At 67.2% G+C, this 19,211-nt stretch carries 21 protein-coding genes; 12 read left to right on the top strand and 9 right to left on the bottom strand.

Going from position 1 to position 19,211, the window contains the following annotated elements; translation table 11 throughout:
* Window positions 1-25: 25 nt before the first annotated feature.
* Complete coding sequence (gene dacB / locus OHS18_RS27510) at window positions 26-2,443, bottom strand: D-alanyl-D-alanine carboxypeptidase/D-alanyl-D-alanine endopeptidase (protein ID WP_328612875.1); 2,418 nt, start codon at window positions 2,441-2,443, stop codon at window positions 26-28.
* 175 nt (window positions 2,444-2,618) lie between these two features.
* Between dacB and OHS18_RS27515 the strand changes: the two genes are divergently transcribed.
* Window positions 2,619-3,137 carry an inorganic diphosphatase gene (locus tag OHS18_RS27515; protein WP_328447780.1) on the top strand — a complete coding sequence of 173 codons (519 nt, stop codon included), beginning with the start codon at window positions 2,619-2,621 and terminating at the stop codon, window positions 3,135-3,137.
* 86 nt (window positions 3,138-3,223) lie between these two features.
* Here OHS18_RS27515 and OHS18_RS27520 read toward each other — a convergent pair whose 3' ends face one another.
* The 5 genes from OHS18_RS27520 to OHS18_RS27540 all read right to left on the bottom strand — a co-directional run bounded on the left by OHS18_RS27520 (window position 3,224) and on the right by OHS18_RS27540 (window position 7,846).
* A complete protein-coding gene (locus OHS18_RS27520) occupies window positions 3,224-4,873 on the bottom strand; it encodes an MDR family MFS transporter (RefSeq protein ID WP_328612876.1) in 1,650 nt (549 codons plus the stop codon).
* A gap of 201 nt (window positions 4,874-5,074) precedes the next feature.
* Complete coding sequence (glyA, locus tag OHS18_RS27525; protein ID WP_328447776.1) at window positions 5,075-6,343, bottom strand: serine hydroxymethyltransferase; 1,269 nt, start codon at window positions 6,341-6,343, stop codon at window positions 5,075-5,077.
* Window positions 6,344-6,456: 113 nt separating this feature from the next.
* A complete protein-coding gene (locus OHS18_RS27530) occupies window positions 6,457-6,861 on the bottom strand; it encodes a hypothetical protein (RefSeq protein ID WP_328612877.1) in 405 nt (134 codons plus the stop codon).
* 1 nt (window position 6,862) lies between these two features.
* Complete coding sequence (rplK, locus tag OHS18_RS27535; protein ID WP_328612878.1) at window positions 6,863-7,285, bottom strand: 50S ribosomal protein L11; 423 nt, start codon at window positions 7,283-7,285, stop codon at window positions 6,863-6,865.
* 39 nt (window positions 7,286-7,324) lie between these two features.
* Window positions 7,325-7,846, bottom strand: coding sequence for a gamma carbonic anhydrase family protein (locus OHS18_RS27540; RefSeq protein ID WP_328447770.1), 522 nt, complete (start codon window positions 7,844-7,846; stop codon window positions 7,325-7,327).
* A gap of 164 nt (window positions 7,847-8,010) precedes the next feature.
* Here OHS18_RS27540 and OHS18_RS27545 point away from each other — a divergent pair, with 164 nt between their 5' ends.
* Window positions 8,011-8,133: a hypothetical protein gene (locus OHS18_RS27545; RefSeq protein WP_328612879.1), complete on the top strand. Its 123-nt coding sequence runs from the start codon at window positions 8,011-8,013 to the stop codon at window positions 8,131-8,133.
* On the opposite strand, the gene OHS18_RS27550 is transcribed toward OHS18_RS27545, so the two are convergent.
* On the bottom strand, window positions 8,124-8,711 hold the full coding sequence (locus OHS18_RS27550; protein ID WP_328612880.1) for a TetR/AcrR family transcriptional regulator: 588 nt from the start codon (window positions 8,709-8,711) through the stop codon (window positions 8,124-8,126). The genes OHS18_RS27545 and OHS18_RS27550 overlap by 10 nt on opposite strands.
* Window positions 8,712-8,834: 123 nt before the next feature.
* Between OHS18_RS27550 and OHS18_RS27555 the strand changes: the two genes are divergently transcribed.
* The 3 genes from OHS18_RS27555 to OHS18_RS27565 all read left to right on the top strand — a co-directional run bounded on the left by OHS18_RS27555 (window position 8,835) and on the right by OHS18_RS27565 (window position 12,246).
* Window positions 8,835-9,290, top strand: coding sequence for a GreA/GreB family elongation factor (locus tag OHS18_RS27555; RefSeq protein WP_328447764.1), 456 nt, complete (start codon window positions 8,835-8,837; stop codon window positions 9,288-9,290).
* Between the two features lie 1,058 nt (window positions 9,291-10,348).
* Entirely contained in the window at window positions 10,349-11,626 is a 1,278-nt protein-coding gene (locus OHS18_RS27560) for an AAA family ATPase (RefSeq protein ID WP_328612881.1), read from the top strand.
* The gene (locus OHS18_RS27565) at window positions 11,626-12,246 is read left to right on the top strand and encodes an RloB family protein (RefSeq protein WP_328612882.1); all 621 of its coding nucleotides are present in this window, start codon (window positions 11,626-11,628) and stop codon (window positions 12,244-12,246) included. Before OHS18_RS27560 ends, OHS18_RS27565 begins: the two co-directional genes overlap by 1 nt.
* A 105-nt stretch (window positions 12,247-12,351) precedes the next feature.
* Here OHS18_RS27565 and OHS18_RS27570 read toward each other — a convergent pair whose 3' ends face one another.
* Together OHS18_RS27570 and OHS18_RS27575 are read right to left on the bottom strand one after the other, a co-directional pair.
* Entirely contained in the window at window positions 12,352-13,293 is a 942-nt protein-coding gene (locus tag OHS18_RS27570) for an NAD(P)-dependent oxidoreductase (RefSeq protein ID WP_328612883.1), read from the bottom strand.
* Entirely contained in the window at window positions 13,293-14,129 is an 837-nt protein-coding gene (locus tag OHS18_RS27575; protein ID WP_328612884.1) for an AAA family ATPase, read from the bottom strand. The genes OHS18_RS27570 and OHS18_RS27575 overlap by 1 nt, the downstream gene beginning before the upstream one ends.
* A gap of 236 nt (window positions 14,130-14,365) precedes the next feature.
* Between OHS18_RS27575 and OHS18_RS27580 the strand changes: the two genes are divergently transcribed.
* The 7 genes from OHS18_RS27580 to OHS18_RS27610 all read left to right on the top strand — a co-directional run bounded on the left by OHS18_RS27580 (window position 14,366) and on the right by OHS18_RS27610 (window position 19,172).
* On the top strand, window positions 14,366-14,545 hold the full coding sequence (locus OHS18_RS27580) for a hypothetical protein (RefSeq protein ID WP_328612885.1): 180 nt from the start codon (window positions 14,366-14,368) through the stop codon (window positions 14,543-14,545).
* Window positions 14,546-14,585: 40 nt separating this feature from the next.
* A complete protein-coding gene (locus OHS18_RS27585; protein ID WP_328612886.1) occupies window positions 14,586-14,867 on the top strand; it encodes a hypothetical protein in 282 nt (93 codons plus the stop codon).
* Window positions 14,868-14,977: 110 nt separating this feature from the next.
* Complete coding sequence (locus OHS18_RS27590; RefSeq protein WP_328612887.1) at window positions 14,978-15,241, top strand: hypothetical protein; 264 nt, start codon at window positions 14,978-14,980, stop codon at window positions 15,239-15,241.
* 85 nt (window positions 15,242-15,326) lie between these two features.
* Window positions 15,327-15,572: a hypothetical protein gene (locus tag OHS18_RS27595; RefSeq protein WP_328612888.1), complete on the top strand. Its 246-nt coding sequence runs from the start codon at window positions 15,327-15,329 to the stop codon at window positions 15,570-15,572.
* Window positions 15,569-15,868 (top strand): hypothetical protein, encoded by a 300-nt coding sequence (locus OHS18_RS27600; protein WP_328612889.1) that lies wholly within the window; start codon window positions 15,569-15,571, stop codon window positions 15,866-15,868. The genes OHS18_RS27595 and OHS18_RS27600 overlap by 4 nt, the downstream gene beginning before the upstream one ends.
* On the top strand, window positions 15,865-16,968 hold the full coding sequence (locus OHS18_RS27605) for a hypothetical protein (RefSeq protein WP_328612890.1): 1,104 nt from the start codon (window positions 15,865-15,867) through the stop codon (window positions 16,966-16,968). Before OHS18_RS27600 ends, OHS18_RS27605 begins: the two co-directional genes overlap by 4 nt.
* Window positions 16,969-16,982: 14 nt before the next feature.
* Window positions 16,983-19,172: a zonular occludens toxin domain-containing protein gene (locus OHS18_RS27610; RefSeq protein ID WP_328612891.1), complete on the top strand. Its 2,190-nt coding sequence runs from the start codon at window positions 16,983-16,985 to the stop codon at window positions 19,170-19,172.
* Window positions 19,173-19,211 lie beyond the last annotated feature (39 nt).

The following is a 19,211-nucleotide window of genomic DNA, read 5'->3' on the forward strand; positions in this document are numbered from 1 at the left end:
GCTTCGCACACGGAGAGGTACGCGATCAGCCGCAGCCGCACTTGCGCAGGCCCGTCGCGAGGACGTCGAGGGCGTCCCGGCCGGCGTCCGTGTCCGAGCCGTTGGACATGAACGCGAACACCAGCACCCGGCCGTCCTGGTCGAGCACCACCCCGGCGAGGGTGTTGACGCCGGTGAGCGTGCCCGTCTTGGCCCGCACCCAGCCGCGGCCGGCCTGGGAGCCCGCCGTGTCGAACCGCTTGTCGGCGAGGGTGCCCGAAGCACCGGCAACGGGCAGGCCGGCCAGGAGCGCACGCAGCTTGGCGGTGTCCGGGTGCTTGCCCTCCGGGCCCGCCGCGGCCGCGAGGACCTGGGACAGCAGCTTCGCCGGGATCTTGTTCTGGTCCGAGATGCCGCTGCCGTCGGACAGCTGGACGCCGGTCGTGTCGAAGCCGTGGTCCTTGAGCACCTTCAACGTCGCGGCGGCACCGCCGGCGAAGGAGGCTTCCTGCCCGTTGGCCAGGGCGACCTGCCGGGCGAGGGCCTCGGCGAGGACGTCGTCGGACAGCTCCATCGTGTCGGAGACCAACTCGGTCAGCGGGGCCGACTTGACCTCGGCCAGCACCTTGGCGTCCTTCGGCGCGGTCACCTGGCCGCCGGCCGACGCGCTGAGCTTCGACGCGATCGTCCCGGCGAGCGCGCTGCCCGCGTTGGGGATGCGCTGGGAGTTGTTGTTCTTCGGGTCCAGGCGGCCGGCGTCGGCCATCACCGACGAGATCTGGGTGGCGAACGTCGACGGCGCGTCGCCCGCGGCCCAGCCCGGCGCGGTCGTCGCGCCCTTGAACAGGGTCAGGTCGACCTGGACCTTCTTGACGCCCGGGTTGGCCTTCTTGACCTGCGCGACGAGGTCGTCGACGTGCGCGGAGCCCGGATACAGCGGCGACTCGGTGCCCTGCGGCAGCGAGGTGAGCGTGGGGTCGCCGCCGCCGACGACGATCACCGTGCCGGCGTCGGCACCCTGCACGATCTTCGTCGAGAGCCGGCTGTTCGGGTCCATCGAGAGCAGCGCGGCCGCGGAGGTGAGCACCTTCGTCGTCGACGCGGGTGTCACCGGCGACGTCGCGTTGCGGTTCCACAGCTCGGTGCCGCTGACCGGGTCGACGACACTGCCGGTGAGCTGGCCGAGCGCGCTGTTGCCGGCCGCGGCGGCCAGCGCCGACTTGACGCCGTTCGCGGTCGGCGCCTGCCCGGACGTGTTCGGTCCCTGCAGCACGCGAGCGGCCGCGGCGGGCTCGGGGCTGTCGCCCTTGGGGGCGTTCGGCGCCCACGGCAAGCCCAGCCGGTTGGACACGCCCGGCATGGCCGCGGCGACGCCGAGGCCGATGAGCACCACCAGCACGAGCGCGCCGAGCGCGATCAGCTTGCCCTTGCGCTTCTTCTTCGGCGGCTCCGCCGCGGTGGCGGACTCGGCGGCGGGCGGCTCCGGGACGGGCGGCTCGGCCGGCGGCTGCTGGTCGGTGCGGGGCTGGTCGGTGCGGGGCTGGGGCTGCTGCTGGAAGGCGGCGGGGAACTGGGTCGGGCGTTCGATCCCGACGGTCGCCTCGGCGTCGAACCGCCGCCCGTCCGGCTCGATCCGCACCGGCCGGGCCAGCGATCCCGCCGACGCCGAGGGGACGACCCCGCGCGGCGGCTCGGGCGGCAGGCCGGGACGGCGTTCGCCGGGTTCGGCGGGCCGGTCGCGGTGTTCGCGCAGCTCGATCCGCTGCGCCCAGGGGGCGTCCGGGTTCGGCCGCTGCTGGTCTTGAGGGCGCTGCTGGTCTTGAGGGCGCTGCTGCTGGGCGTCCGGGCGCTGGTCCGGCGGCCGCTGTTGCTGCTGATGCGTCTCGCCGCGCTGCTGCGTCTCGCGCCAGTGCTGCAGTTCCTCGCGCCACGGCTGCTGCGGCTCGTCCGGCTTCTTCGGCTCGTCTTGCTCCGGCTTCCCACCGGGCCAGACGTTGCGCTCGACCGGCACCCACGGCGCCTTCTCCGGCTTTTCCCGCTTCTCGACCTTGATTTGCCGGGTGCTCTCCGGGTCCCACTTCGGCTCGGCGGCCTTCGGCTCCGCGGGTTCCGGCTCAGCGGCGTCGGCCGGCTTCGGCTCGGCAGACTTCGGCTCCGGCTGGGGCAGCTTCGGCTTCGGAGCGCCGCCGAGCCGGTCGGCGAGGTCCTGCTTGGCCGCGGGCGGCGGCTCGGGCGGCTCCGGCGGCTCGACGGGCGCGTTCAGCCCGGGCACCGGCTCGGGCGCCACGTTCGGCGCGAACCACGAGCCCTTCGGGGCATCACTGCCTGTGACCTTCGGCACGCTCACCCGTTCGGACGATGCCGGTGGCGTGTCCGGCAGCGACATCGGAGTGGTCTTGCCCGCACCCGACGACGAGCGGTCTTCGTCCGACGAAGGCCACATCGGCTGGTCGTTTTCCGGCACCCACCACTCCTTCTCACCTGCCCCGGAAGGGGCCAAGCTCACATGCCTGCCGGCCGACATCGATGAGACCGCCGGGCAGGCCGTAGTCCACACTAGGAGACGTCAAGACAGTCGCTGAGGTTGCCGCCCGCGACGTGCGGGCACGCCCGGATCTAAAAGAAGCAGTGAGGACGCCGTGGAGTTCGACGTCACGATCGAAATCCCCAAAGGGGAGCGCAACAAGTACGAGGTCGACCACAAGACCGGCCGCATCAAGCTGGACCGGACCCTGTTCACGGCCACGCAGTACCCGGCCGACTACGGCTTCATCGACGACACGCTCGGCCAGGACGGTGACCCCCTGGACGTGATGGTGCTCGTGCAGGAGCCCACCTTCCCGGGTTGCCTGATCCGCTGCCGCGCGATCGGCATGTTCCGGATGACCGACGAGAAGGGCCCGGACGACAAGGTCATCGCCGTCCCGTCGAACGACCCGCGCCTCGAGCACCTGCGCGACATCCACCACATGAACGAGTTCCACCGCCTGGAGATCCAGCACTTCTTCGAGGTGTACAAGGACCTCGAGCCCGGCAAGAGCGTCGAAGGCTCGTCCTGGGTCGGCCGCACCGAGGCCGAGGCCGAGATCGGCCGTTCGTACGAGCGCGAGACCGACCGCCTGGCCAAGGAGAAGGCCAACGGCGACGCCGCCCACTGAGGCCGTCCACCAAGCCCGCAACGCCGTGAGGGGCACCTTCAGGGATACGAAATCCCTGAAGGTGCCCCTCACGGCGTTTCAGCGGGTCAGTGCGCCAGGGCGAGGGCGGGAGCGTCCTCGGCCTCCGCGCGCTGCTCCATCGCGGACTTGTCCGACAGCGGCTTCTCCTTGAGGAACCACACCAGGGCGAAGCCGACCGTCAGCACGATCCCGCCGACCAGGAACACCGTGCTCATCGACTCGGCGAAGCCCTGCAGGATCGGCCGGGCCAGCACCGGGTCGAGCGAGGACAGGAACGACGTGTCGTTGACGTCCAGGCCGCTCTTCAGCTGCTGCGCGAACTCCGGGTGCTGGGCCAGTGCCGCGGTGTAGGCCGGGGTGGCGATCGCCGAGCGGACGGCGTTCGCGATCTTGTCGCCGACCGTGCCGAACAGGATCGAGAGGAACACCGCGGTGCCCGCCGTGCCGCCGATCTGCCGGAAGAACGTCGCCGCCGAGGTGGCGACGCCGATGTCCTGCGGCCGGACGTCGTTGGTCGCGGCCAGCACCAGCGTCTGCATCGAGGCGCCGAGGCCGAGGCCGATCACGAAGGCGATCACCATGACGAAGGACAGCGAGGTGTCGGCGGTGATCGTGGACAGCGCGAACAGCGCCGCCGCCATCAGGCCGATGCCGGCCACCGCGAACATCTTGTAGCGCCCGGTCTTGGAGATCAGCCGGCCGCTGGTCAGGCTGGCGATCATGATGCCGAGCGTCAGCGGGAGCATCTGCAGGCCGGCCTGGGTCGGCGTCGCGCCCTTGACGATCTGCAGGTAGAGCGGCAGCGACATCATCGCGCCGAACATCCCGGCGCCCTGCACGACGGTGACCAGCGTGGCCATCCGGAAGACGGGGCGGTTGAACAGGCGCAGCGGCAGCAGCGCGGCGTCGCCCATCCGGCGTTCCTGCCAGATGAAGGCCGCGACACCCAGCCCGCCGATGGCGTACATCGCGATCGACGCGGCCGAACCCCAGCCCCACTCGCGGCCCTGCTCGGCGACGATCAGCAGCGGCACCAGCCCGACGGCCAGCGTCACGGCGCCCCAGTAGTCGACCTTCTGCTCGACGCGGGAGTGCGGGAGGTTGAGGACCTTGCTTACGACGACCAGCGCGGCGAGCGCGATCGGGACGTTGACCAGGAACACCCAGCGCCAGCCGGTGATGCCGGCGAAGGAGTCGATGCCGGCGAAGAAGCCGCCGACGACCGGGCCCGCGACGCTCGAGATGCCGAACACCGCCATGAAGTAGCCCTGGTACTTGCTGCGCTCACGCGGCGCGGTGATGTCGGTGATGATCGCCAGCGCCAGGGACATCAGGCCACCGGCGCCGAGGCCCTGGAACGCGCGGAACGCGGCCAGCTCGTACATCAACGTCGCCATGCCGCTGGCCAGCGAGCCGACCAGGAACAGCGAGATCGCCGTCAGGTACATGGGCTTGCGGCCGTAGAGGTCGGACAGCTTGCCGTAGAGCGGCGTCGACAGGGTCGCGGTGATGAGGTAGGCCGTGGTGGCCCAGGCCTGCAGGGACAGGCCGTGGAGCTCGTCGGCGATGGTGCGCATCGACGACGACACGATGGTCTGGTCGAGCGCGGCGAGGAACATGCCGAGCATCAGCCCGGACAGGATGGTCAGGATCTGGCGGTGCGATAGCCGGCCGTTCGTAGCGGCTGCTCCTTCCGCTGTGGTGGTCTCGCTCATGGTGGTCTCCCTCGAAGCCTTCGTCGTAGTTGCTTGTAGCTGTCAACTACTTGCCTCGGCCAACTATTCCGCTGAAGCTTGTATCGTGCAATCAAATATCCTGTGACCCTGGTCTCCCACCCGCTCGCCCGGGCCCAGAAGCCGTGAATGGCACATCGGGGGACTCCGAGTCCCTCGATGTGCCATTCACGGACTTGAGCGTCAGGCGGAGTAACCCGGGATCGGGAACGGCGCCAGGAACTCGCGGATCTCCGCCGCGATCGTGTCCAAAGAGGACTCGTTCTGCGCGGCGGCCGCGGTGACCGTGCGGTCGATCCAGTCCGCCACCTGCACCTGGTGCTCCGGCCGCAGGCCGCGGGTGGTGATGGCGGACGTGCCGAGCCGGATGCCGGACGGGTCGAACGGCTTGCGCGGGTCGAACGGCACCGTGTTGTAGTTCAGTTCGATGCCCGCGCGGTCCAGCGCCTGCGCGGCCGGCTTGCCCGCGACGGCCTTGTTCGTCAGGTCGATCAGCAGCAGGTGGTTGTCCGTGCCGCCGGAGACGAGGTCGTACCCCTTGGCCAGCAACGCATCGGCCAACGCGCGGGCGTTGGCGACGATCGTGTGCGCGTACTCGCCGAACGACGGCTGCTGCGCCTCCCCGAGGGCGACCGCGATGGCCGCCGTCGTGTGGTTGTGCGGACCGCCCTGCAGCCCGGGGAACACGGCCTTGTCGACGGCTTTGGCGTGCTCGGCGTCGGAGAGGATCATCGCGCCGCGCGGGCCGCGCAACGTCTTGTGCGTCGTCGTGGTGATGACCTGCGCGTGCCCGACCGGCGACGGGTGCGCGCCACCGGCGACGAGCCCGGCGATGTGCGCGATGTCGGCGACGAGCACCGCGTCCACCTCGGCGGCGATCTCGGCGAACGCCGGGAAGTCGATGGTGCGCGGGATCGCCGTGCCGCCGGCGAAGATCAGCTTCGGCCGGTGCTCGCGGGCCAGGTCGCGGACCTGGTCGAGGTCGACGCGGCCGGTCTCCTTGGTGACGCCGTAGCGCACCGGCGTGAACCACTTGCCGGTCGCGGAGACGCTCCAGCCGTGGGTCAGGTGCCCACCGTCCGGCAGCGCCATGCCGAGCACGGTGTCGCCGGGCTTCGCGAACGCGAGGTACACGGCCAGGTTCGCCGGCGACCCGGAGTACGGCTGGACGTTCGCGTGGTCCGCGCCGAAGACGGCCTTCGCGCGCTCGATGGCGAGCAGCTCGACCTGGTCGATGAACTGCTGGCCCTCGTAGTACCGCTTGCCCGCGTAGCCCTCGGAGTACTTGTTGGTGAGCACGGTCCCGGTGGCTTCGAGCACGGCCTGCGAGACGTAGTTCTCCGACGCGATCAAGCGGATCTTGTCGTGCTGGCGCTTCGCTTCTTCCTCGACGAGCCCCGCGATGGCGGGATCGGCGGTGGCGAGCGCGTTCAGTTTCGGCTGGTGGGTCATGGGCGTACTCCGGCTCTGGAGTGGCCTTCACCCAGGCGCGCGGTGCCGGCCTCGTCGTCGCTTCCCGGTGGTGCTCCACCTCGATGGCGCCAGTCGCTGCTGCGGGGAAGAGCCTAGTGCACCCCGCTCGAGGCCCGGCCGTGTTCGGCACACCACTTGCGCGTGCAGCCGGAAGTGCGGTCGCAGAACGGCCGGGCGCAGGTCGCGCAACGCTTGACCCGCCGCCACCCGCCGACGGTCACGAGCTCCGCGAGCCCGGCTGCCCCGGCGGCCAGCTCGCCGGCCCCGGCCAGCGGGGTCACGTAGACGATGCGCCACACGACGCCGGTGTCGACGAGCCGCGGCCGCGCACCCGCCCCGGCCAGCACGGCGTTGAGGCAGCGCGCGGCCGCTTGTTCGTCCGGGAGCCGCGCGACGATGCCGCTCAGCTCGGGGTTTCCCCGGCGCAGCAACCGTTCCGCCACCCCGAGCTCGGGGTCCAGCGCGTGGAACGGCGGCACGACCGCGTGCTTGCGCACCTCAGTCGACGACCGCGACGCCCATGGACCGGGCCGTGCCGGCGATCGTGCGCATCGCTGTCTCGACGTCGGCGGTGTTCAGGTCCGGCAGCTTGCGCTCGGCGATCTCCCGCAGCTGCTGCGTCGTGATCTTGCCCGCCACCTCGTGCCCCGGCCGCGAAGAACCCTTGTCACCCAACGCTTTCTTGATCAGGAAGGCCGTCGGCGGGGTCTTGAGGCGGAGCGCGAAGGAGCGGTCCTCGAACACCGAGACGACCACCGGCACGATGTCGCCGCGCTGGTGCGCGGTCGCCGCGTCGTAGGCCTTCTTGATCTCGACGAGGTTGACCCCGGTCTGCCCCAGCATCTTGCCGAGGTCGACGACCGGGGCGTTGCCCGCCGCGAGTTCGAGGGTGACCTGGTGGGTGAGTTTCTTCGGAGCCATGGCCCGAAGCTAGAGTCTCCAGTTACTGGAGAGTCAATCTCAATCGATCGGCTTGGTGCCGGCGCGGTGGCGGCGGGCCAGCTCCTGGTAGATCGCGGCGTTGTGGTCGACCCACATCCGCGCGGAGTCGGTCAGCGGGACGAACTTCTTCGCCGGGCTACCCATCGCGATGACCTCGTCGGGCACCTCGGTCGCCGGGGTGACCGTCGCGCCGGCCGCGACCAGCGCCCGCGCGCCGATCTTCGCCTTGTCGAGCACCGTCGAGCCGTTGCCGATCAGCGCCTGCTCCCCGATGGTGCAGTCGTGCACCAGGCACTGGTGGCCGACGGTGACGTTCTTGCCGACCTCGCAGACGCCGTCGTTGACGTGGATCACCGAGTTGTCCTGGATGTTGGCGCCCTCCCGGATGACGATCCGGCCGAAGTCGGCCCGGACCACCACGCCGTACCAGATCGAGGCGTCCTTCTCGACGACGACGTCGCCGATGAGGGTGGCGGTGGGCGCGATCCAGGCGTCCGGGTGGACCTGCGGGCTGAGCCCTTCGAACGAGAACAGAGGCATGTCCGCACCCTAGACGAGCGGTTTCCTCAGCTCTGCCGGCTGTAGAGGCGGAGCGTGACCGGGCCGGACACGACGACGAGGACGGCGGTCGCGACGAGGGACCACACGACCGCGCCACCCGTGCCGCCGACGTCGTTCATCAGGTCCCGCGCCGCGCTCGCGACGTGACTGAGCGGGTCGGGCTCCTGCACACGGCCGCCGCGGAAGTCGTGGCCGAGCGTGTCACCGCCGAAGAGGCCGGGACGCTGTGCCTGGAGAGCGCGCTACGCCTCTGCCGTCAGCCGTAGTTGGCGAAGCAGAGCGCCTCGATGTCGGCGCGCAGGGTCGCGAACGACCGGGGCCGCACCCGCTGCTGGACGACCGTGCCCAGCAGGTACGACAGCAGCGCCCGGGCCCGGGCGCGCGGGTCGTCGACGTCCAGCGGCGCCAGCAGTTCGGCGAGGAGCTCGGTGAGCGACGTGAGCATCACGTCGATGGCCTGCGGGTGCTGCGCGCGGCCGGCCGCGATCCAGTACTCGAACCAGAGGAACGCGGCGTTCGGGTTCGCGGCGAACACGCTCAGGTACTCCTCGACCACGGCGAACAGCCGCTTGCGCGGGTCGGCGTGCTTCGCGCCGACTTCGCGCAGGCCCGCGGCGAACGCGGTGATGTGCGCGGCCATGGCCCGGTCGATGAGGACGTCGATGTCGGCGAAGTAGTAGTGGATCGCGCTCTTGGTGAGCGGTCCGGCGTCCGCGATGGCGCGGACGGTGCAGCCCGCCAAGCCGTCGCGGGCCAGCACGACGCGTGCGGCCTCGACGATCTGTTCCTGCTTGGCCAGCTGGTTGGGAGAGAGCCGGTCACTGCGACCGGGGACGGCGCTCACGGTGATTCTCGTTACCTTCTTCCTGGACGGCGGCCCCAAATCCTAGGGCAGACGTCCTGCGGGTGGCCGCCGGGTGAAAAACCGGATTGGCCACCCCGGTCCGCGCGGCGGACAATGCGCGGCATGGTGATCTCAGGGGACAAGGGGCTCAGCCCGGCTGCGCGCAGCCAGCTGGAGAAGGAAATCGCGAACCTGCGCGCGCAACGGGAAGCCCTTGCGCCGCAACCCGGCGAGCAGGAGCGAACGGGCGATGCGGCGGACCAGGCGGACGTGATCGACCGCGCGGAGGCCGCGGCGAGGCTCGACCGCCAGATCGCCGATCTGGCCGCGAAGATGGAACACGGCGGCTACGGCAACGCCCAGCTCCCGGACGGCACAACGGTCACCCTCCGCTTCTCGGACGGTGACGAAGAGACCTTCCAGGTGGTGACGGTCCCGGGCGAGGACTCCGACGCGATCACGTCGGACAGCCCCCTGGGCCTGGCCCTGGTCGGCGCCAAGGCGGGCGACAAGATCACCTACCGCACCCCCCGAGGCGAAGCCAAGGCCAGCGTGATCAAGGTAGCCCCGCCGAAGTAGCCCCCCGCTCACCCGAAGGCCCCCGCTCACAAAGCGGGGGCCTTCGCCATCCACGCGCCTCGAAACTTGACCCACAAGGGTGGTTCCTCGGAAGAAATTTCGAAGCCACGACCACCACGCGAAGGCAACCACGACAGGCGGCCGGGGGCGACGCCCTCCGGGCGGGGCGTTGGGGCGGAGACCCGCGAAAACCCGCGAGACAAGCCAAAGGCCCGCGCTCTGTACGAGCACGGGCCTTCGAGGTCTTGTGGAGCCGCCTAGGGGAATCGAACCCCTGACCTATTCATTACGAGCGGAATTCGTCACTTGTTGACCTTGTTCGCAAGGCTCTGACCTGCACTTCCTCGGTCCATGGACGTCCGCACACGTCCGGGGTTAGTCACCCGGATTGTCACCCAGTTAGACACCCACCTAATCCAAAGAGGCTGAAACACGGCTTGGCGGAGGAGCGCCTTCACCCCCAGATGTTTCAGCCTCTTTTCGCTGCTCAGGGACTACAGAGACATATAATTAGAGTGGGAAACCCTTTGCTATCAACGACGTCACTCACCTGTCACACCTAAACTCGCAGTTCAGGTGGGTCATAGTGACAGAGTGACACGTGTGACAGCCTCGACACGTCGTAGATGTCACTCCTCCACGAGTGCCCACCACTGCACCAAAGACCCAGCCGCGATCAAACCCGCGCAAGCAACGCAACGAAACCGCGAGAGGGCGGATCGTCGCCGCTGCACTTGCCGGAGCGCAGCCCAGCATTGCAGCAGACACACAGCCCGGTGCCGCTCGCCTACCAGAGCCCGCGCCACCAGGCCCGCCAAGAGAGTCTCCGCGGCCCCGCAGAAGGCCTCAGCGAAGGGCGTCAAAACTCAACTTAGCAACACTACAGTTACATTACTGTAACGATCTGTACGTGAGACTTGGCACGCCCTTTCGTGCAGCCAAATCAGCTCTCACGTCGAAGTTCGACACTATAGACTCAAGGTGTGCTAGTCAGGCACGTGACATGCCAGGAAGAGGACATAGTGCTTCTACGCTTCAGGGTTGCTAACCACAGGTCGTTGCGCGACCTCGTTGAGTTGTCCCTAGCTGCGCCGAACCTGCGCGGCAACGTACCGACTGAAGGCAATTGGGTTACATCTACTACGCGCGTTGCGGGTATCTACGGAGCGAACGCCTCCGGCAAGTCAACCGTCCTTCACGCTCTTGACTTCATGACCTCGGCAATTCAAAGGTCCGCTACCACTTGGGCTGATTCGGACACCTTTCCGCATCACCCCTACCTCCTAGATAAGCACTACGAGGAGGTTCCATCACTTTATGAGATCGACGTGGTCGTGGATGATATTCGATACACCTACGGGTTCGAATCAAACGCTTCTGGCATCAAGAATGAGTGGCTCTATTCGTACCACTCTCCTTGGAAGAGGATGCTCTTTGATCGCACCGAGAGTGCGATTAAGTTCGGACGCAGCTTGAGCGGCGAGAACCAGCTCATAAGTAAACTTATGGGGCCGCGGAACCTATTTCTCTCGGTTGCGTCCAATAGTCAACACCCCACCCTTAGAAGAATTCACCATCGGATAACACGGCACATTCGGTACGCTCGCTACACAGATTCCGACCGCTCAAATCGCGTCAAATGGGTTCAAGGTCTCATCAAGAATGAGTCACTTTGGGCTCAAGCTCAGGCTCTCATAAAGCTAGCCGACCTCGGGATAGCTAATGTCAAGGTGGAAGAAGTTGAGCTAGATGAAGAAACGAAAGAATCTACCGAGAAGGTCATCAAAGCGCTCCAAGAAAACATCGGCTTCCCGACGCGAGAGAAAGGCCTTGATGACTTCTGGGCCCAGCTTAGTCGGAAAATAGTCTTTGAGCACGACGTTGAAGGATCCGAGGAGCCCGCAGCCCTTGACCTTGCACTAGAAAGCAGCGGTACGGTTGCATGGCTAAGCCTCGGCGTGCCAGCACTCTACGCCCTCAAGTATGGCGATACTTACCTGGTCGACGAACTGGACTCAAGCTTACATCCACGACTCACCGCCGCCTTGGTTCTTATGTTTAAAGATCCAGAGATTAACCGCTTCGGCGCGCAGTTAATATTTACATCGCACGATGTCTCACTACTGGGTCGAATGCTGGGAGAAGTTCTTTCGCCAGAGGAAGTTTGGTTCATCGAGAAGAACAATGGCGTATCCGAAATTTACGCTCTTCACGAGTTTCAGGTGCGCAAGTCTGACAACTTTGAAAAACGCTATCTCGAAGGTCGTTATGGTGCGGTCCCAATGATCAGACAAGATGACCTTCGCAAAGCCTTACTAGAAGGCGCAGGCAAGTAGTGGCACGAAATCGAAACGATGTCAGATCTAGAACTTCTCTCAGTCGCACTCGAGGAACGCGACAGGAGAGGAGGCGGATTCTGATTGTCACGGAAGGCGAGGAGACTGAACCTGACTACTTCAAGGGCTTGGCCGCCTCCCTTAGAGCAACCGGGGTCGACGTGCAGTCCATGCAGATTATCGGAGAAGGGCGCGACCCCATGCGCGTCGTTAAACGGGCGGCCCTCCTCTCGAATGAAGGTCGATCTATTGGGAAGCGCGATGGATACGACTCCGTTTGGTGCGTGATCGACGTCGATGACCATGCGGGACTTCCAAACGCTATAATCGAAGCGAAAGCTTTAGGGTTCTCGGTCTCGATCAGCAATCCATGTTTCGAAATTTGGCTCTTATGGCACTTCATTGACTGCACGCGGTACATGACCCGGGAAGATCTAAAAGCAGCGTTAAAAAAGCGTGGACACGAAGGAAAATCGGTATCCGCCAGCTTTCCATTTGCAAGCGTCAAAAATGCAATCAACCGGGCTTCTGGCGCGACCGTCGACATGCCAGACAATCCGGGCAGCGGAGTGTGGCGACTTGTCGAAGTTCTTGATCAGGGAGGCCGACTAAAGGCATGAGTTGCCGAACCCTACCGACACGAACCTAAGTTCGCCTGAAGAAACCTAGGGGATGCCGCTGGGCCTGCCAACATCGAAATAGGACCGACTGAGGCCACAAACAGATCAGCCATGCTGCGCGGCGTTGGACGGCCGTTCGCCCCTCAGGAACGCGGCGATTTGCTGCGCAGCCACCTCGTAGCACAGCCGATTGGTTCCAGGAACGGTCCGGGCGGAGTGAGGACTGATCACAGCGCCCTGCTGTGCCCACAATGGGTGATCACTTGGCAGGGGTTCCGGATCGGTCACGTCGAGCGCTGCGCGTAAGCGTCCTGACGTCAACTCGACGAGCAACGCGTCCGTGTCGACGATCTGACCACGGCCTACGTTGACCAAGAGTGCGTTGTCGTCCATCAGCTTCAAGAACCGTGGACCGACTAGCCCTCGCGTCTTCTCCGTCAATGGAGCCGTGACCACCACGAGGGCGTGACCCGACACAATTTCGGGCAACGTATCCGCTCCGAAGACACCATCTCGGTCACGCGACGCGACGAGCGTCGAATCCACTCCAAATACTTCAAGCCGTCGCGCGACCTCGCCGCCGATTGCGCCGGCACCGACAATGAGCGCCCGCTTGCCCGCCAAGGTCTCCGCCTCGAACCGGCGGTGCGCCCACACGCCTTTATCCTGAAATCGGACCAGCGCGGGCCACTGACGAAACTGCGTCAGCACCGCCGACAAGACCCATTCGGCTACGGGGCCAGCGTGCGCACCCCGTGCAGTCACCAGGGTTACTCCGCCGGGCACATCCCTGGACCATTCGTCAGCCCCCGCAGACAGGAGCTGCACCATCCGAAGAGACCCAAGTTGGGCGAGCAGCCGAATAGGGCGATGGCTGCTGCGGTACGGCGGCAACAGAACAGCAGCGTCCGACTGGCTCGACGTCAACTCCGCGACGTTCGGGTCGTACGGCACAACCTCGACACCCTGAAGGTCGCCGAGGATGCTACGGCCTACAACGTCATCCGCCTCGTCGCTAACGAGAATCTTCACCACAGCAGCAGCCATTACTTACCTTTGCCGTTCGATGTGAGCTGATCGATGAGCTGACGCGCCTGCACAGCCATGACTCCCCCTGAAACCGAGTTGTCAATCACGACGTGAGGAACCGGAGGGCGGAATTCGACATTTACGCCTTCCATGTACGTCTTCCAATCGGCAAGTTTCGTGGCATCGCGCGGCGCGTTGCGATGACGGACGTACGTGTGCATCGTATCCGCATCACAGTAAACCCAGACGATCGTCAACTGGGCACCAAGGTTGCGGCACAGCAACTCACGTTGCCGAATCCAACCCTCGTCAGCGAACTCGCGAACAAACGGCGCAGTAACGATCGCATTGTTTCCGCTTTGCAGGTTCTCGGTCATGGCCTCAAGCAGCGAGTCATACTCGGCTGGCCTGATTTTGGTTAGGTACGTCTCGGACTCTCGGTCGTTTCTCGACAGGCCCTGCATCTCAAGCGCCGCTTCAACCACAAAGCGCGTCAGGGTGTCCTTGTCGAGCATTGGCCAACCGGTCTCGCGCGCCAGAATGCGCCCCAGCTCCGTCTTCCCGCTGCCGGCGTAGCCGCCGATCATGACCACCTGCGGAGCCACGGGACGAACTTCCCCGCGAACTTCCTGGTCCGGCGCGTTGACCGTGCGGGCAGCTCTCGGCTTGCTCACCACTAGCCCCTTCTTGGCGAGCAGGTCCATCGCTTCGTTGATCGTGAAGACGCTCACGTCCCACTCTTGCGCCAGCTCACGAGACGACGGCAACCGCTGACCGTGCCGAAGCCGGCCCGCTTCGATGTCGTTCTCGACGTTCCGGGCGATCTGCTGCGCGAGTGGCTCAGACCTGGCCACAGGCGACCTCGGGCGTGACATGCCTACTCCTCGCCGGGCGGTTGCCCATCGATTCAACTGAACGGTCACCATACCAGAACCTATCAGTTGGTCTCTATGTTCCCGCAGGTCACGACCCACTTTTGCCCGATCTCACACCTAACAGTTGACCTGCTTATCATTCAACTGTTAGCTTCTTGGTGGTTCGGATCACTCCGGTCGGACCGCAGGGTTCACCACCGCACAAGGAGGCAGCGATGGCACGGAAGCAGCAGGGACTCCCGGTCCTAAAGACCGGTTCTGGTGTCGGTCGGAAGCTCATCGGCTTGGTCGTGGTGGCTGCGGCGCTGATGTTCGTCGTGTCCTCGCCGCTGGAGGCGGCCGGCCACGTCCGCCACGTCGTACACAGCCTGACCACATTCTTCAGCTCGCTCTAACACCTCACCGACCAGCACGTTTCTTCGAGAGGACTCCGCAATGGACACCAACGTCAACCGCCGCCGCATCGACGCCGCCGTGTCGGCCACCGATGAGTTCGCCGGCGAGGCCGTCTACCCGGACGGGCTGACCGAAGCCGACATCGACGCGCTGTTGCAGGACGTCTACGGCGAGCTGGCTGCCGACGAGCACGCCGCGGAGCGCGCGGTCCGGCACGACTTCAACGACCAGCGTCGGGTGAGCCGGGCCCGTCGCCGCGCGGCCCGCAAGTCGCTGTGGACGCTGCCGGCGGCCTGGACCTTCGACGGCGAGGCCGCCTGATGGCGGCCCGCCTGCTGATCAGCCCCGACGCGGCGGCCCACTCCGCCAAGAACGCGCCGACCGCGCCGGGTTCCACCGCCCAGTCACGAAACCGCACGGAGGAACACCAGATGGTAGACACCACCACCCCGGCCCGCGAGGTCGCTTTCACCTACACCCCGGCCGAGCTGAACCGCCTGATCTCCCGCGAACTCTGCGGCCGCCTGCACGAACTCGGCATGTCGCTGATGTCCAACGCCGCGTTCCTGCTGGCCAACGACGCAGTGCCGACCGCGGCCAAGCGGGACCGCGCCCGCGTCTACCTCGACGTCGCGGCGCAGCTGCGGCTGCTGGCCCTCGCCGAGCTGGACGGCATCGCCGGGGGTGCCCGATGAGCGACTCCGGTGCCTGGCACGACGCCGTGCAGGCCGGCCAGGAAGCAGCCGAGAAGGCGCGGCGCGAGGCAAAGGAGAGGTCCCGGTGAACACGTTCGAGGTGTTGCAGGAGCGCGGAACCCTCGCGCTGGTCCGGTTCGCCGGCACCGTGTGCCTGTTCCTGGTCCTTCACATGCTGCGCATCCCGCTGATCATCGCCGAACGGATCCTGGCCGGCGTTCTGGTCCGACTCGACCAGGCCGCCACCCGGCAGGCATCCCAGCCGCCCCGCCGGCGAGTCAACCAGTTCTTCCCCGCAGGTTTCCCGACCGGGCAGGAGGTGCCCCGATGAACGTGACCCGTGAGCAGCGGACCCGCCTGGAGCAGGCCATGGCGTGGGCCGTGTGGCACTTCGGCGAGCTGGCCGGCGTCCTCGGACCGTTGGTCCTGGCGCTGGTGTTCACCCCGTGGTTCGCCCTGGTGTCGGCCGTCGTCGCGGTCGGGTGGGCGGTGCACGAGGTGCGCGACCACCGCGAGCAGACCCGGCTGCGCGCCGGCACCGCAGAGCGCAAGCAACTGCCGGCAAAGCCAGCCGCCGACAACGACGAGGCCGTGAGCGGCCGTGAAAACCGGGAGGTGACCCGATGAGCAAGTGGGCCGAAGAGCGCCGCGCCAACCACGCGGCCACCGCGGAGCAGCGCCGCCAGGACGCGGCCGCCGCGACCGATCGAAAGCTGCGCGAGCAGTCCGCTCGCGCGGAGCTGCACCGCGCCGACGCCGCGGCTGCGGTGAAGCTGGCCGACAAGCAGCGCGAGGCCCGCCGGGCTCGCCGGGCCGCCATCCTGGCAAGCGTCGCCGGGTGGCTGTCGACGAACCGCGTACGGCTGCCGATCTACCTGCTTGCCCTGGTCTCCGCCGGCATGGCGGTGCCCGCGATGGCCGGCTACGGCCTCGCGACCTACGGGGACGCGACCGGCGCGGCGCTGCCGGCGCTGTCGGAGCTGGGCATGTGGGCGTTCGCGCTCGCCGTGGAGGTCACCCGGCACCGCCACCCGGACCGGCCGGTGTGGGCGTTGCAGCTCGGAACGTGGCTGTTCGCCGGCGTCGGGTTCGGCCTGAACGTCGTGCACGGCCTGGGCCGCGGGTGGGACGCCGCGGTGGTGATGGGCATCGTGTCCGTCGCCGGTGTCATCGCGCACCAGCTTGCGGTTGCCTCGCCGCCGCGGTCGCCGGCGGAGCGCGCTGCCGCTCGGATCGAGCGCCAGGCCCTGCGGAAGGTCGCGAAGGTTCGGGCCGCGGCGGTCCGCACGGCGGTCGCGGAAATCGACGCTGAGGGCACGGCGCGGCTGGTGTTCACCCCGGGCCGCTACACCCTCGACGGCCGCCGCCTGGCCGCCGTGGTCGACCTCGACGCTCACACCGCGGACGTGCTCGACGACGAGATCGCCGCGTTCTTCGCACAGCAGGACCAGGCCGGCCGCGCCGACGACGGCCCGATCACCGACGCCCCGATCCTGACCCTCGACCGCCCGGCAGACCAGCCGAAATCGACCCGCAAGCCGCGCCCGCCGCGCGCCCCGAAGACGCGCACGATCGAGGACCTGCGCGCCGCGTTCACCGCCGCGCTCGACAACCCCGACGTGGCGATCAACCCGAAGTCGGCCGAGTCAATCCGCAAGACGCTGCACTGCGCACCGAAGTACGCCCGCCAGCTGCGCGACGAGCACGCCAACCCGAACCGCCACTGAGACCGGAGGACCCGATGAGCGACAACACCGAGCAGACCCCGGCCGCCGGCGAGCTGGCCACCATCCACCACCTGCCCGTCGCGCAGGAGCAGGGCGAGGTGATCGAAGGCGAGATCGTCACCGACGAGGAGTACGCCCGTCTGACGTCGCAGAAGGCGCGGGCGATCGCCCGGTACCGCGGCTACGGCCACGACGTCGTGACCGTCGCTCGCGCCACGCGCAACGCGGTCAAGCACGAGAAGACGAAGACCGCGTTCCGACACGGCGTCGCCTACCCCGCCGCCGGGGTCAAGGTGGTCGTGGCCCGGTGGCGCGACACCCACGGCGCGAACCGGTACGAACGCATGATGCGCGCCGCGGAAGCGGCCGGCGACCACGACAAGCTCCTCGAATGGGAGTCCCGCGACGTCGCGGAGAAGCAGCGCCGCCACGACCGCACGATGGACTGGCTCCGCGCTCCCGGGCAGTGGATCAAGGCCGCCGTCATCGGATCCGTTGGTGTGACAGGGTTTCTGCTGGTCCTGGGCATCATCCTGGCCATCAACGACGGCGAGATCAGCGAGATCCTGACACCCATCACCGGCGTGTTCGACGCGGTCGCGTTCGTGGTGTGGTTCCTGACCACCTACGGCGTGCTCCTGCTGGTCGCTGGCACCGTCGTGGGCGTCGGCTACCTCTACCAGCAGGGCCGCGAACACGGCGACATGCCGAAGTGGCTCACCCCGCCCGTAGACGGCGACACGATGGACGAGCTCCCGGACGAGAACACGATCCTGAACGCGCTGAAGAACCTGAACATCCCGGGGTTCAACCGCGCGGTCAAGGAAGGGTGGCGGATCAAGTTCATCACCCCGCCGCACGTGGATGGCAAGGGATGGCGCGCGCAGGTGGCGTTGCCGCCGGCGTGCCCGGTGGAGGAGATCGTGAAGCGCAAGACCACGTTGGCGCACAACCTGGTCCGCTACCCGCGGGAGGTGTGGCCGACCGAGCCCCAACCGTCCGTGTTGGACCTGTGGGTGGCCAAGCCCGGTGCCCTGTCGGGGCCGGTCGACCCGTGGCCGCTGCTGGCTGAACTGGACAACGTCACCGCCGACTACTTCGCCGGCGTGCCGGTCGGGGTGACGCTCAAGGGTGACGTGGTGCGCGGGCGGCTGTTCGAGGCGAACTACGCCCTGGGCGGCATGATGGGCTCGGGCAAGTCCACGTTGGCGATCGACCTGGTGTTGGGCGCGATGCTGGACCCGGTGGTGGACATCGACGTCGTGGTCATGGCCGAGAACACCGACTACGACCCGATGAAGCCGCGGTTGCGGACGCTCACGACCGGCGCCGGCGACGAGACCGTAGACGCGTGCCTGAACCTGCTCTACGAGCTCTACGACGACCTTTCCGTGCGCGGCAAGGCACTCAAGGAGCACGCCACCGACCGTGCGGTGACCCGCGCACTGGCCGAAAAGGACGGACGGCTCCGCCCGCGCGTCGTGGTCATCGACGAGTGCCAGAACCTGTTCATGGGCAAGGACGGCAAGAAGGCGATCGAGGTCGCGTCCAAGCTGATGAGCACCGCGCGCAAGTACGCGATCACGCTGATCTTCCTCACGCCGGAACCGTCGAAGGACGCGCTCCCGCGCAAGATCACCTCGGTGGCCAGCAACAAGGCGTGCTTCGCCATCGGTGACCAGATGGCCAATGACGCCGTGCTCGGCACCGGGTCCTACAAGGCCGGCATCTCCGCAGTGGGACTCACGCCGAAGACGGACGAGGGTCCCGGCGATGTCGGCACCTGTATGGCCCGCGGCTTCACCGCCAAGCCCGGTCTGCTCCGGTCGTTCTACGTCTCGCCGAAGGACGCGCACGCGGTCACCAAGCGCGCCATGGTGTTGCGTGAGCAGACGGCGCTGCCCGCCGGCCCGGACGCGCCGGCCCCGGCCGGGCCGGTCGATCACCTCGCGAACATCGCCGGCGTGCTCGGCACCGAAGCGCGGATGCGAACGCAGGAAGTGCTGCAGCGGCTGACCGAACGCGACCGCGGCACCTACGGCGAGTGGAGCTTCGCCGACCTCGCCGGCGCGCTGCCGGAGTCGGCAAAGCCGTACAAGACCGGCGGGCACATGCAGGTCTCTGCCGCCCGTCTCCGCGATGCCATCGCGGAGCGTGACGACGAGGGCGAGTTCGACGGCGACGAGACCGAGGGGACCGACTGAGGGAGGCCGCGAAGTCCGGGGAGTTCTCCCTCACCGCCT

The sequence above is a fragment of the Amycolatopsis sp. NBC_00355 genome (assembly GCF_036104975.1).
Lineage (GTDB): Bacteria > Actinomycetota > Actinomycetes > Mycobacteriales > Pseudonocardiaceae > Amycolatopsis.